The organism is Streptomyces sp. NPDC013457 (genome assembly GCF_043089925.1).
Taxonomy (GTDB): domain Bacteria; phylum Actinomycetota; class Actinomycetes; order Streptomycetales; family Streptomycetaceae; genus Streptomyces.
The window spans coordinates 64,338-76,278 of record NZ_JBICBL010000001.1 but is presented as its reverse complement, the minus strand read 5'-3'; the positions used below and the strand labels follow the sequence as shown (position 1 = coordinate 76,278).

Below are 11,941 nucleotides of genomic sequence, written 5' to 3'. Positions count from 1 at the left end.
CCGATCCCTGGACCGCTTTCCCGCACGCCCCGGTACCGGAGAACCCGGCTCCCGCAGGCATGGCCCCTTCGGAGCGGGCCCCCGGACCGTGCCTTCGTCGCATGGCATCGCGCCTGCCGCGCAACGGTGTTGAAGCCCCATCCTTCCGGGATCGGAACTGAAGTTACCGACCGAGAGCTGACCGGAGCGTCACGCCGTAGCGGACACGCAAGCGCCGCACCTCCCAGAGCGAAAGCAGAGTGACCGACAAAGGACCGCCGAGCGAGAAGACGTAGATCACGAGGGGAGGAGCAGCCACATCCGCATCGTCGAAAAGCTGCAGGCCGAACAGTGACCAGACCAGAAGAGGCGATACGAGGGCGGGCAGCAGCTCATGCACATCCCCAGCACGAAAACATGAGTTCAGCCCCTTCACAGCTGCAGCGAGCGTGAACAGCAAGGCCGCAACGAGAACGACGGCGCAGACAAGTGCGGCCACGAAGAACAGCACGCTGATCACCAGACCGGTGATCAGCGTGCCGATGACGGTACCGAACAGTCCGAACGTGAAGTCGTGCGGGCCGATGTCCCCAGGCGCGACAATGTCACCACCCAGGGCTGCCACCATCAGCCAGACCGCACCTACTCCCAGGGGTATCGCACCCAGCGCGGCCAATGGGCCACCCACGCGAGCGGCGTACCCGCGCCCCAGAGGAGCTCGCGCCAAGGCGATGAAGGCTGTAATTCCGACGACGACAGCGGCCAGCACAATGCCGCAGCCGATCAACAACTCCTGCAGCTTGCCCATCAAGAAGCTCTGACGGTCCACACGCATGGGGTAGGCGAAGAGCAGCCACAGCGTCGCGGTCAGCCCCACAGCTGAGCGGAGACTCTGCATACGGGCGATGACCGGATCCTCGATCCGGTCGGGCCGAGTCGGGTCGCCGACCCGCGAGGCCGCCGAGCCCAAGGTGTTGACGAGATGACGCACAGCCAGCTGAACTCCCCCGCAATCCGAAACGCGCAGCAAACCCGGCTGCGCCCCACTGCGGCAGCCTAGTCGATCATGTTCGCGTCATCGGATGCCTCCACCCGTCGTGGAGAACACGCGACGCGCAGTCGGCCCAAAGCTAGCCTCGCCACCCCGGATCGCGACCCGTGCCGGTGGCCGTCAAGGTCGGCTCCGCTCGCGGCCCGCGTCCCTGCGCCCGGCACACGCCCCGCGACACTCTCCGCACCCGAGCGCGGCTCGGCCGCTTCCCGGGCCGGCGGCTGTTCGGCCCGCTGACGGCCTTCGGCCGGGACTCCCGGGTACGCATCCGTGCGCGTCAAGGGCGTGCACGGCGGGGCGCGGGGGAATCCTCGACCGGGGCCAAGCTGGATCACAGGCCGTGCGCGTCCGTCCCCCTCCGGAGACGTTCCGGGACCGCCGGTACGCGCGGACCCCGCAGGTCGCCGCGAGACGGACAGCACTCCAGCAGCGGGCAACCGATCCCCGCACCCGCGCGTCGGACACCACATGGAACGCGAATGGCTCTTCTTCCTCATACCGCTGGTGATCGGCGTGATCTTCCTCTGCATCGGCGTGCACGGACTCCGCCTGGCCGGCGCGCTCCGTCGCACAGGCATCACCGCGGCGGGGAGAGTGGTCCGTCACGAAACCAGGCGAGACCACGACGGAGCCAAGTACTACCACCCGGTCGTGGCCTGGACGACCCGCGACGGCCGCGAGTGCGAGCACTCCTCCAGGCTCGGCCGCGGCAGCACCGCACGCGGCTTCGGCGTCGGTGCCTCCGTCACGATCCTCTATGACGAGAACAATCCCCGCCGGTTCGCGATCCAGGGCTGGGACTCGGCAACGGTCCACACGGTATTCGCCGTGGTGGGAACCATCGCCACAGCAGGCACCGTGACGGTCCTTCTCCTGCTCATCCTTCTTTGAGTGCCGTGGGGTCAGGTGCGCATTCGCGTCTCCCCCCGTGCTGAGTTCACCGGCTTCGAATCGTGGCCGGCCGTCTCGCGTCGACGTGAGGAGGTCCAGGACGACCGATTCGTGTGACCCCAGCGGTTCGCGGTGTGCTCAGTCGAGGCGTTGACGGTCGTCGTCGCTCCCTGTGCGGGTGTCCCGGGGCGCGACGTTACGGCTCCGCATCCTTGGGGTGGCCTCCGCCGATGGCGCGCTGACGCGTCGACTCGGCGTCTGGCCGGAGTGATCATCTTCCTGGTGTGGCTGTGGATCGCCAATCTGGATGGCCAGGATGCCGTAGTACGTCAGGGCTGCGGCGCGGTCGGTCAGCTCGTCGTCCTTGAATTCCTTCAGCGTGCCGCGCAGCACGGCTTTCCAGGACCGACGTGGCATCTGGGAGCCGGTCCGGCGGCCGCTCCTCCACCTGCTTGGACGGTCCGGTACCGACGAATGAGCCGGTATTGGGGCCGCGGGGCTCATCCCGCTCTGGACCCGTCCTGGGATTCGTAACCCGGCCACTTACCACCGTCGCCCGTTCCATGCACCGTCGGCAGTGAGCAGGACGATCGGTACGGGTGGGCGGGTCACCCGTACCGATCCGGGCGTGGGGGAGGGGAACCACTAGCGGAAGCGGCGCGGCAGGAGCCGCGCGCGCGTTGTTCGGCCCGCGTCACGCATCCTGCGGCCTTCGGCCTGCAGGGCGGGATTCTGCAGAGCCTTGCCGTCGGACTCCTTCATGAGTCCCCGGACCTGCAGGTAAGCGGCCTTCGCGATGCCCATGGTTGCTGCCTCTCCGGTTTGGTCTCTGGGCTGAGCCCGCCCTCAGAGCTAGCAGCCGCCGGTCGTTCTGTACGGTTTGCCCTAGATTTGCTGGCGGAAAACGCCCGCGAGTGGTGAGTCATAGCCGCCCCCCGGGCCATCCGTTGAAGGCCTGGCGACAGGCGTCGATGCCGCCAGGTCGAGCGTGGCGACAGGTGGGTCAGTTGACGGAGAGGGCTTCGAGGAGGTCGCCGATCTGTGGGTCGGGCAGAGCGTGCGCGACGTCTGCCTGGGCGACGATGCCGACCAGGCGGTGACCGTCGATGACCGGCAGTCGTCGTACCTGGTGATCGGCCATGGTGTGCAGAATCGCGGCCGCGTCGTCGTCCGCGCCGATGGTGACCGCTTCGCCTTGGGCGAGTTCTCCAGCCTTGCATTGGGCGGGGTCCTTGCCGGCACCCAGGACCTTCACAACGATGTCGCGGTCGGTGAGCATGCCCTTGAGCCTGTCGTCCGGGCCGCAGAGGGCAGCGCGCCGACACCCATGCGTGCCATCTTCTTGGCGGCCTCGAGGACCGTCTCCTCGGCGCCGATGCACTCGGCACCTTCCGTCATGATGTCGCGGGCCGTGGTCATGACCTCCACTCCCTTCGTGCTTGTCGCCGTGTTCCCGGGCGGGAAAGCCGGCGGTCGGGCATCGAGCGGGTGCCCCGTCGCGCGCGTATGACTCAGATGTGCACGCGAGTGTTGGTGCCGACGTTGCTGTCAGCCTGTTCCTCCTCGAAACAGCAGTCGCCTGCCGCCGATCGCGCTCCGTGACTCTCCTCAGGTCTCGCTCTCGGTTGCCCAGACCTGCTGATGTGATCTCCCCACCCTTACGGGCCGCCCTGGGACGGGTCACCCCTGGCGAGGGGCCGCCCGGAAGTCCGTCAGGGTCCGGGTGGTGTGTAGTTGCACATGCCGTAGCGGCATGTGGTGTCGTCGAGGGCACCACGGCACGAAAGGTCCCTGTCTGCGATGTACCCCTCCGTCAGGCCTCCCCGCGACGTCAAGATCGGCGATGCCGCCGCCTTCGCCGGAACCACCCCGCGCGCCATTCGCCACTACCACCAGATCGGCCTGCTGCCGGAGCCCGAGCGAGGCGGAGACGGACGCCGCCGCTACGGCTACGACGACATGATCCGCCTGCTGTGGATCCGCAAGATGTCCGCGACCGGCATCAGTCTGGACGACATGCGGGCCGCCTTCGACGAATCCCGCGACGTCGAGGACGTCCTGGGCCGGCTGGAGGAGACCTTGGCCGCCCAGGAGGCCGACATCAAGCGCCAGCGCGAGGCGGTCCAGCGCCTCCGGGCCGTGGGCAGCCCACTCGGACTGCTCTCCGCCTTGGTCACGGACCGGCTCAGCCACCTGCCTTCCGGCGCGCTGCGGCCCTCCGACCTGGACGCCCTGCTGGTCACGGAACGGATCTTCGGGCCGCTGGGAGCCGCACTGCAGGCCGGCGTGTTCATCGTCCTGGCGACCCATCCCGCTCTACGGGCCGAGGCAGACCGCCTCGACGCGGCGGATGCCACCCTCGATGACACCGTCGACCCCTACGACCCGAAGGTCGAGGCACTCGCCGCGCAGCACTGCGCCCACCACAAGGCCCTGCTCGAGGCCATCGAGGCTGCCGGACTGGACGTGGCCGAGGAGAGGGTCTTCGAGATCTACGACGCCGAGGCGAGCGGCGAGGAGGACACCCGGATGAGTGCCGTCGAGGCGGTGAACAAGATGCCCTACGGCTTCTCCGCGGCCCGGACGCGGTGCATGGAACTCACGGCAGAGCTCCTCGGCGGGGACCTGTCCGCAGGCAGCTGAGCGCTGGTGCGGTCATGCACGGGGTTCCCGGATCGCACGCCGCCGCGAAGCCGGCGTCTCGATACGGCACGCACACTCCACGAGCGGCACCTCCAACCGTCGCTCCGCGCGTCCGATCCCTGCGCGCGTCCCCTCCTTGCAGGCTGCCAGGTGTGAGCGCCGGGCCGTCGGTCCCGGAGCCACGCCCGCCGCCCACAGGGCCGGGAGACGTGTCGGTCGGACCGCCGGACCGCCGTGTCCCCCCATCGTGACCGGGCCCCCACCCGACCGCCGGTTCGATCCGGTCGGTCCGTGCACCGGGCGGCCGGGCGCGAGCGGCATGATCCTCGCCGCCCGGCTCGTGTGCTGTCGTCACTCAGCCCCTACGCGGCAACGGAACATCAGCCCCTACGCGGAACGGAAGAGCCGTGAGCATGGTGATTACCGTGCTGCTCCTGGGGCACCCGCGGTCCACCTCGACAGGAGACGTCGCGGAGAGGGGTTCCTGTGGTTCGGGTGGCAAGGGATGTGATCGGCGATCCATGCCGACTCAGCCTGGCGGCGCGCGACCGGCAGGCGGCCGAACGCTTCTACGGGGCGGTGCTGGGGTGGACTTTCCGGAATGGCGGGTTCGGCGGAGTCTTTTCGGTAGCTGAGACCGGCGACGTACCAGTCGCCGGCATCGGCACCGTGGCCGCTGAGTCCGCTCTGCCGGTCGCCTGGACTCCGTACTTCGCCGCGGACAGTGCCGACGCGGCCGCTGAGCGTGTACGTGAGCGAGGCGGCACGGTCGCGGTCGGGCCCGTCTCGTTTCCCGTCGGCGGCCGGGCGGCAGTGGCTGCTGATCGGGAGGGCGCCGTCTTCGGTGTGTGGGACGGTGACGTTCTCGCCGATGGGAGCGTCGCCTCGGCACGTGCTCCCGCACGGCTGGAGCTGCACACGGGCGAGGCGTTCGATGCCGCCCTCTTCTACGGCGAGGTACTCGGATGGGGTCCGGGCGGCGGATGCTGTGACACCGCGTACGAGGAGGATCAGGTCGTACTGCGAAGGCGTGGCCGTCCCGTTGCCAGGCTCTGCGGCCCTGTCGGGCGAGCTGCTGCGAAACCGCGGCTCAGGCCTCGCTGGATGGTCCCCTTCAGAGTGCCAGATCCGGAGGAAGCCGTCGCGCACGCGCTGGCCGCTGGCGGCCGGACCGTACCCGGCCACGGCAACAGCCACATCACGCTGCGGGACCCCGCCGGGTGCTTGTCCGCGCTGGACGATGCACCGACCCCTGACGCGTGACCACCGGGCGAGGGCAGGAGCCAGCGATGCAGGCACCGCAGGTCACGGCCGGAGCTGTGTCCCCCCGACGGATGCTGCCGCGGCCGACGCTGCTCCGGTCGCGGCACCGCCGGTTCGGTGTCACAACGAGGGGGACCCCCTGGAAGAGGGGGTGGCCGACGAGGGTCGACGAGGCCCCGACAGCCTCGGAGAGGACACCGCCGGAGGGCGGAGCCCGGATCCGCCCCCCTCAGCCGCACCCCCGGACAGCCCCCGTTCGGCGGGTGTCGCCGCGTGCGGCGCGGGATACGGCATGACCACTGGGGTAGTCGGATCACACGCCTGCCCGGCCTCACATCCTGAACCTGACCACCCGTCCGTGCCGGAAGGAGATAGCGATGCCCTCTCACGACCAGCCCCGCCTCATCGATCCTGTGGGGCTGCACCCCCGACCCCCGTTTCCCGAGCAGGACCAGGACCATCCCGGCTCGACCGAGGCGATGGAGCCCCGCCCCGACCACGGCGAGGAGACCTACGAAGGCCACGGCCTGCTGCACGGCCGCAAGGCGCTGGTCACCGGAGGAGACTCCGGAATCGGCCGGGCCGTCTGCCTGGCCTTCGCACGTGAAGGCGCCGATGTCGCCTTCACCCACCTGCCCGAGGAAGCCGATGAGGCCAAGGAGACCGCGCGCCTCATCCGCGAAGCAGGCCGCACGGCGGTGGCCGCGGTCTGCGACATCCGGAACGAAGACGAGTGCACCGCCCTCGTCGACCGAACCGTGTCCGAACTCGGCGGCATCGACCTGCTCGTCAACAACGCCGCCTACCAGATGGCCCAGCCGGACGGCATCGAGGCAATCTCCACCGAGCAGTTCGACCGGGTGATGAAGACCAACCTGTACGGGATGTTCTGGCTCACCAAGGCCGCTCTTGCCCACATGCCGCGCGGCGGATCCGTGATCAACACCACCTCCGTGCAGGGCTACCAGCCCAGCCCGCACCTCCTCGACTACGCCATGACCAAGTCCGCCATCATCTCCTTCACCCACAACCTCGCCCAGATGCTCGCCGAGCGCGGTATCCGGGTCAACGCCGTCGCTCCCGGCCCCGTCTGGACGCCGCTGATTCCGGCGACGATGCCCGACCCGACGCACTTCGGGGAGCAGTCACCGCTCGGCCGCCCCGCGCAGCCGGTGGAAATGGCGCCCGCGTACGTCTTCCTCGCTTCCGACCGGGCCTCCTACATCACTGGCGAGATCGTCAACGCCACCGGCGGAACACCGCTCCCATGAACCCGGACGAAGCCCTGCGTCGCATCGCCTTCCTCCTCGAGTGGCGTGGGGCGTCTCCCTACCGGGTGCGCGCCTTCCACACGGCGGCGGACGCCGTCCGTGACCTACCGCCAGGCCCGGTGGACGCCGTCCGGGCCGAACGGCTTCGCGGTGTCGGCCCAGTCACCGCCGAGGTGATCGCTCAGGCTTCGACGGGGAAGGTGCCGAGCTACTTGGCCCGCCTGCAGGCCGAAGCCGACCCGGCCGCCCACGCCGGCTGGGACCTCGCGGCCGCGAGCAGAGGGGACTGCCATCTGCACTCCGACTGGTCGGACGGCGGCAGCCCGCTCGAGGACATGGCACGAGCGGCCCGCGCCATAGGCCACCAATGGGCCGTTCTGACCGATCACTCACCGCGGCTGACGATCGCCCACGGCCTGAGCCCCGAGCGCCTGCAACGCCAACTGGATGCCGTGGCCGCCGTGAATTCCACGATGAGCCCTGACTTCCGGCTGCTCACCGGCATCGAGTGCGACATCCTCGACGACGGCTCGCTCGACCAGGAAGAGGAACTGCTGGGCCGTCTCGACGTCGTGGTGGCATCCGTACACTCCAAGCTCCGCTCAGAGCCCGAACCCATGACCGCCCGCCTCTTGGCCGCCGTACGAAACCCGCGCGTGGACGTGCTCGGGCACTGCACAGGGCGGATCATCACCGGACGCGGCCGCCCGCAGTCCCGCTTCGACGCCGCGGCCGTCTTCGCCGCGTGCGCGAAGGCCGGTACCGCCGTGGAGATCAACTGCAGGCCGGAACGGCGCGACCCGCCGGACGACCTGCTCGAACAGGCCGCTGCCGCGGGCTGCCTGTTCGCCGTGGACACCGACGCACACGCGCCCGAACAACTGCACTGGCAGAGCTCCGGGTACGCACGCGCCGCACGGATCGGCCTGGGAGCTGATCGACTGATCACGACCTGGCCGCTCGGACGGCTGATGGCACACAGGAAGAGCTGATGGCAGCCCGCGAAGCGTGATGGCGGGCGCCACGATGTGACGCCCCGTGCGGCTGAGCACCGTAAGGCCCGGAAACACGGGGTACCTCGTGGTCCGCGCGTCGCGCCGTACTGAGCAGCAGGCAGATGCCATGACCTGCCTCGCCGCCCGTCGCGCGGACGGCCAGGTGTACTTGCCTGGCCGTCCGCGGGACGCGCCAGGAGATCAGCGCCGGCGACCCCGCGGGATCAGTGCGCTTCCCCTCCGTGAGAGGGCTCCTGGGCGTCGACGCCGGTCACGGCGGTCGCGTCCCTGGTTCCGCTGGGACGACGGCTCTGGCCCTTGGGACCTGTGTCGTGCATACCCTCGTCGCCGCCCTCGGCCTTGGCCCGCGTCTCGCCGCGTCGGCTCGAGCTCTTCACGGGCCGCCCGTGCGGGTTGCCCGTCTCCTCTTCGGAGGTCTGGCGGCCGGAACCCTTGCGCGGAGCGTTCTCGTCCGGGTGGAACGAGCGCCGCGCGCTCGGGTTGTCCTGCGTGTGGGTCGCGTCGACATCGGGAGCCCAGCCGTGCTGCGTGGTGCCCTTGTGCGGAGTGGCACCTTCACCCTCGGGGTGAGACCTCGGATCCCTGGTCATGAGACTCGCCTACCTTCCGGCTCCCGGATTTCGCTGAGCCCCGCGTATCGTCCGGTTGCCGAAGCGGGGGCCCGCAGCTGACATGCGGCGGCTGTCCACTCGCCGGCAAGCCATTCCTCCGTACTCCGATTTGTTGGGCGCGGTGAAGGAGAACGTGGAGGCCGTGCCGGCGCAGTGCGGCGTGGGCGGCGTTCGAGCCGGCAGCGAACAGTACGCCCGCGACAACGCCAGCTCCGGGCTCGCGACCCTGCTGCGTGAGCACGCCACCTGCCGACGCGGCGAGATCCGCCTGCGCTTTCCCGCCAAAGCCGGGCAAGGAGGTCCTCCGTGCGCTCGTGGACGAGCAGGCTAATGCTGTCGTTTACGTGCTGCTGCGCCGTGAGGACGACGGGCCGAGACCGTTCGCCTGCGAGCGGGCCGTCCTGCGGCCGCTGTGCTCCGGTCGTGGGCGCTCCTCCGCGGGTTAGACCGCGTGGGGGGACCTGTCGTGGCGTCGTGACGCGGGGCGGCGGACTCTCCGGTTCGACCAGGGATGGTGGTGCGGATGGGGGCCTCATGCCGGGGTGCCGTCCGCCGCTCGAAGGGAACCGGAAGATGGATGCGATCGTGCTGTTGCGCGAGGACCACAAGACCGTGGAGAAGCTGTTCAAGCGGTTCGAGAAGACCGACGACGACGAGCTCACCGAGCGCAGGTCCATCGCGGACGAGGTGATCGAGGAGCTCACCGTGCACGCGTGGATCGAGGAACAGGTCTTCTACCCCGCCGCCCGCGAGGCCGCGCCGGACACCACCGATCACATCCTGGAGAGCATCGAGGAACACCATGCCGTGGTGTGGATGCTCTCCGAGCTCAAGACCATGGACCCCGCCGACGAACGGTTCAAGGCCAAGATGAGCGTCCTGATGGAGAACGTCCGCCACCACGTCGAGGAGGAGGAGCAGGAGTGGTTCCCCGACGTCCGCAAGGCCATGGGACGCAATCGTCTCCTCGAGGTCGGCGAGCAGCTGGAAGCGGAGAAGGGCAAGGCTCCCCGCGACCCTCTGGCGGTGCCGAGCGCAACCAGCAAGTGACGGCCGCCGACCACCCCCTCCATCGCCGCGCACAGCGGAGCCGCCGCCCCGTGGCAAGGGTCGCGGCCGTTGCCGCAGCGGTGGCGATGCTGTGCGGGTGCGGGGCCACCGAGCCGCGGCTCGGTGGCGCGCGGCGGGCGGCGACGGCCTTCGAGGAGGCCCTGGCGCGTGCCGACTACGCCGGCGCCTGCGCGCTGTTGGCCCCACAGACCCGCCGGCAGCTGGAAGAGGATGCCGCCGAGCCGTGCGGGCCGTCCCTGGCCGGCGAGGAGCTTCCGGCCGGCGGCACAGTGCGAGACACCCAGGTGTACGGACGGCAGGCCCTGCTGCGCCTTGAGGGAGACAGGCTCTTCCTGTCGCAGTTCGACGACGGCTGGAAGGTCGTCGCGGCAGGCTGCGAGCCCGAGAGGGACCTGCCTTACCGGTGCTCGTTGAAGGGTGGCTGACGTGCGCTTCCTTTTCGTCAGCTGCCTGGTGGTCATCCTGGGCGGGCTGGGCTACTTCATGGCGATCGGGGCAATGCAGCGGTGACGAACGGCAGGCGAACGGCCGCCGCCAGGGGCAGCTTCTGGCGGGACAACAGCCTCACCCTCGCCTTCGGCGGCGCCTTCTTCCTCGTCCTGGCCGGGCAGGCGCTCGCCGGGCACGCCGGGTTCAACGAGGATCTGGCCGTCGACGGAATGCAGCAGCTGACACTGGGCGAATACCTGATGTCTTCCGACTTCGCCGTCGACGTGACCGAGAACTGGCAATCGGAGTTTCTGCAGTTCTTCCTGTACATCTTCGGGACCGTCTGGCTCCTTCAGCGCGGTTCGCCCGAGTCCAAGGAACTGCACAAGGCCGGGACGGAGAGCGATCAGGAGCAGAGGGCCGGTGACCACGCCCGTCCCGGATCGCCCCGCTGGGCGGGAACCAAGGACTGGCGGCAGCAGCTCTACTCACGCTCCCTGGGGACGGTGATGGCCCTGCTGTTCCTGTTGTCCTGGCTCGCCCAGTCCATCGCAGGCGCGGCGGCCTACAACGAACAGCAACTGCGCGAACTCCTCCCGCCCGTCTCATGGGCCGCCTACTTGGCAAGCGCCGACTTCTGGAACCGGTCACTGCAGAACTGGCAGTCCGAACTCCTGGCGGTGGGAGCGATGGCCATCCTCTCCGTCTATCTGCGCCAGCGGGGCTCCCCGGAGTCCAAGCCCGTCGGTGCCCCGCACACCTCCACGGGAGTCGAGGGCTGACCGAGGGGGAGACCATGGCGGAGCGAATCTTCCGGCTACCCCGCCGGGCAGGCCGAATCTCGCCCCGCGCGTGGAGACCCGCCGATCGAGGTGGCCCAGTCAGGGCGCCGACTACGGGCCCGCGGATCCGGGTTCGGCCATGCGGCGGTGCCCTTCCACCTTGAGGCCGTCGGGCAGGATCTTGGTGGCCGCGCCCTGGGCCCGTGTCTTCAGCGATCCGGCGACGACCTTGTCCTTCCCGGCGAAGAGCGCGTCGAGCCCCTGCTCGGCCACGGCCACGGGACGGCCCGTGGCGCTCACCGCGCCGACGAAACGCTCGGCCTCCTCGTTGCGCGCCTGGGGTGAGCCGCGGGTCGACGCACAGCAGGTGGGGCGGGTCGGGACCGTCCAGCCGGTCCAGGACCGCCGTCCCGGTCCGCGGCAACGCGCCGTACCCGCGAGAGGCGACGAGCGGAGGCAGAGGCGGGTTTCGCCGCCCACAGCTCTTCGGCGGAGGCGCTGTCCCCGGCGGGGGTCAACGGCCGAGAGCACGCTCGAGTTCGGCCTTGTCCATCTTGGACCGTCCTTCGATGTTGCGCTGCTTGGCCTCGTTGTACAGCTGCTCCTTCGTGGGGCCCTTGGAGCCGCTGTGCGAGCGCTGCCCGCCGCGCTTGGAGGAGGACATGTCGTGAGTGGAGGACCGGCTCGCGGTCTTCGACTCGCCCGAGCGGGCGCGTTCCTTGTTGACGGTCCGCGCGGCGATCTCCTCGGCACGCCTGGTGCTCTCACCACGCTCCTGGGCGCTTTCCTTGATGTGCTCGTACTGGCGTTCGCGCTTGGGGCTGGATCCGCGGGGCATGAGGACTCCTCGACTCGACGTTGACCTGCCGGACCGATGGAGAGTCCACCGGACCCACACCGCGTCTGCCCGAACCACAGCCACACACACCACCGG

At 69.6% G+C, this 11,941-nt stretch carries 13 protein-coding genes and 2 pseudogenes; 8 read left to right on the top strand and 7 right to left on the bottom strand.

What is annotated here, in order from left to right:
• Positions 1 to 163: 163 nt before the first annotated feature.
• Positions 164 to 970, bottom strand: coding sequence for a hypothetical protein (locus ACF1G2_RS00420; RefSeq protein ID WP_391796068.1), 807 nt, complete (start codon positions 968 to 970; stop codon positions 164 to 166).
• A gap of 528 nt (positions 971 to 1,498) precedes the next feature.
• On the opposite strand from ACF1G2_RS00420, the gene ACF1G2_RS00415 reads away from it, so the two are divergent.
• Entirely contained in the window at positions 1,499 to 1,921 is a 423-nt protein-coding gene (locus ACF1G2_RS00415; RefSeq protein WP_391796067.1) for a DUF3592 domain-containing protein, read from the top strand.
• A 306-nt stretch (positions 1,922 to 2,227) separates the two neighbouring features.
• Here the strand turns inward: ACF1G2_RS00415 and ACF1G2_RS00410 are convergent.
• The 3 genes and pseudogenes from ACF1G2_RS00410 to ACF1G2_RS00400 all read right to left on the bottom strand — a co-directional run.
• A pseudogene (locus ACF1G2_RS00410) lies at positions 2,228 to 2,486 on the bottom strand (hypothetical protein); the annotation flags it as partial.
• An 80-nt stretch (positions 2,487 to 2,566) separates the two neighbouring features.
• Complete coding sequence (locus ACF1G2_RS00405; protein WP_391796066.1) at positions 2,567 to 2,725, bottom strand: hypothetical protein; 159 nt, start codon at positions 2,723 to 2,725, stop codon at positions 2,567 to 2,569.
• A 199-nt stretch (positions 2,726 to 2,924) separates the two neighbouring features.
• Positions 2,925 to 3,340 (bottom strand): annotated as a pseudogene (locus ACF1G2_RS00400) (CBS domain-containing protein).
• 381 nt (positions 3,341 to 3,721) lie between these two features.
• On the opposite strand from ACF1G2_RS00400, the gene ACF1G2_RS00395 reads away from it, so the two are divergent.
• The 4 genes from ACF1G2_RS00395 (at position 3,722) to ACF1G2_RS00380 (ending at position 8,090) form a co-directional block, all read left to right on the top strand.
• Positions 3,722 to 4,564: a MerR family transcriptional regulator gene (locus ACF1G2_RS00395; protein ID WP_391796065.1), complete on the top strand. Its 843-nt coding sequence runs from the start codon at positions 3,722 to 3,724 to the stop codon at positions 4,562 to 4,564.
• A 495-nt stretch (positions 4,565 to 5,059) separates the two neighbouring features.
• Positions 5,060 to 5,827: a VOC family protein gene (locus ACF1G2_RS00390; protein WP_391796064.1), complete on the top strand. Its 768-nt coding sequence runs from the start codon at positions 5,060 to 5,062 to the stop codon at positions 5,825 to 5,827.
• Between the two features lie 377 nt (positions 5,828 to 6,204).
• Positions 6,205 to 7,098 (top strand): SDR family oxidoreductase, encoded by an 894-nt coding sequence (locus ACF1G2_RS00385; RefSeq protein WP_391796063.1) that lies wholly within the window; start codon positions 6,205 to 6,207, stop codon positions 7,096 to 7,098.
• Entirely contained in the window at positions 7,095 to 8,090 is a 996-nt protein-coding gene (locus ACF1G2_RS00380; protein WP_391796062.1) for a PHP domain-containing protein, read from the top strand. Before ACF1G2_RS00385 ends, ACF1G2_RS00380 begins: the two co-directional genes overlap by 4 nt.
• A 227-nt stretch (positions 8,091 to 8,317) precedes the next feature.
• On the opposite strand, the gene ACF1G2_RS00375 is transcribed toward ACF1G2_RS00380, so the two are convergent.
• Positions 8,318 to 8,704, bottom strand: a complete 387-nt coding sequence (locus ACF1G2_RS00375; protein WP_391796061.1) for a hypothetical protein — start codon at positions 8,702 to 8,704, stop codon at positions 8,318 to 8,320.
• A gap of 594 nt (positions 8,705 to 9,298) precedes the next feature.
• Here ACF1G2_RS00375 and ACF1G2_RS00370 point away from each other — a divergent pair.
• The 3 genes from ACF1G2_RS00370 (at position 9,299) to ACF1G2_RS00360 (ending at position 11,007) form a co-directional block, all read left to right on the top strand.
• Entirely contained in the window at positions 9,299 to 9,775 is a 477-nt protein-coding gene (locus tag ACF1G2_RS00370; protein WP_391796060.1) for a hemerythrin domain-containing protein, read from the top strand.
• A 50-nt stretch (positions 9,776 to 9,825) separates the two neighbouring features.
• On the top strand, positions 9,826 to 10,221 hold the full coding sequence (locus tag ACF1G2_RS00365) for a hypothetical protein (protein WP_391796059.1): 396 nt from the start codon (positions 9,826 to 9,828) through the stop codon (positions 10,219 to 10,221).
• Positions 10,222 to 10,302: 81 nt separating this feature from the next.
• Positions 10,303 to 11,007 carry a DUF6766 family protein gene (locus tag ACF1G2_RS00360; protein WP_391796058.1) on the top strand — a complete coding sequence of 235 codons (705 nt, stop codon included), beginning with the start codon at positions 10,303 to 10,305 and terminating at the stop codon, positions 11,005 to 11,007.
• Positions 11,008 to 11,118: 111 nt separating this feature from the next.
• Here ACF1G2_RS00360 and ACF1G2_RS00355 read toward each other — a convergent pair whose 3' ends face one another.
• Positions 11,119 to 11,307, bottom strand: coding sequence for a hypothetical protein (locus ACF1G2_RS00355; RefSeq protein WP_391796057.1), 189 nt, complete (start codon positions 11,305 to 11,307; stop codon positions 11,119 to 11,121).
• 214 nt (positions 11,308 to 11,521) lie between these two features.
• Positions 11,522 to 11,845, bottom strand: a complete 324-nt coding sequence (locus ACF1G2_RS00350) for a plasmid stabilization protein (protein ID WP_391796056.1) — start codon at positions 11,843 to 11,845, stop codon at positions 11,522 to 11,524.
• Positions 11,846 to 11,941: the final 96 nt, after the last annotated feature.

Coding starts and splice junctions, on each gene's coding strand:
- ACF1G2_RS00375 (WP_391796061.1), bottom strand. CDS start 8,704: ATGACCAGGGATCCGAGGTCTCACCCCGAGGGTGAAGGTGCCACTCCG.
- ACF1G2_RS00370 (WP_391796060.1), top strand. CDS start 9,299: ATGGATGCGATCGTGCTGTTGCGCGAGGACCACAAGACCGTGGAGAAG.
- ACF1G2_RS00415 (WP_391796067.1), top strand. CDS start 1,499: ATGGAACGCGAATGGCTCTTCTTCCTCATACCGCTGGTGATCGGCGTG.
- ACF1G2_RS00395 (WP_391796065.1), top strand. CDS start 3,722: ATGTACCCCTCCGTCAGGCCTCCCCGCGACGTCAAGATCGGCGATGCC.
- ACF1G2_RS00385 (WP_391796063.1), top strand. CDS start 6,205: ATGCCCTCTCACGACCAGCCCCGCCTCATCGATCCTGTGGGGCTGCAC.
- ACF1G2_RS00350 (WP_391796056.1), bottom strand. CDS start 11,845: ATGCCCCGCGGATCCAGCCCCAAGCGCGAACGCCAGTACGAGCACATC.
- ACF1G2_RS00380 (WP_391796062.1), top strand. CDS start 7,095: ATGAACCCGGACGAAGCCCTGCGTCGCATCGCCTTCCTCCTCGAGTGG.
- ACF1G2_RS00405 (WP_391796066.1), bottom strand. CDS start 2,725: ATGGGCATCGCGAAGGCCGCTTACCTGCAGGTCCGGGGACTCATGAAG.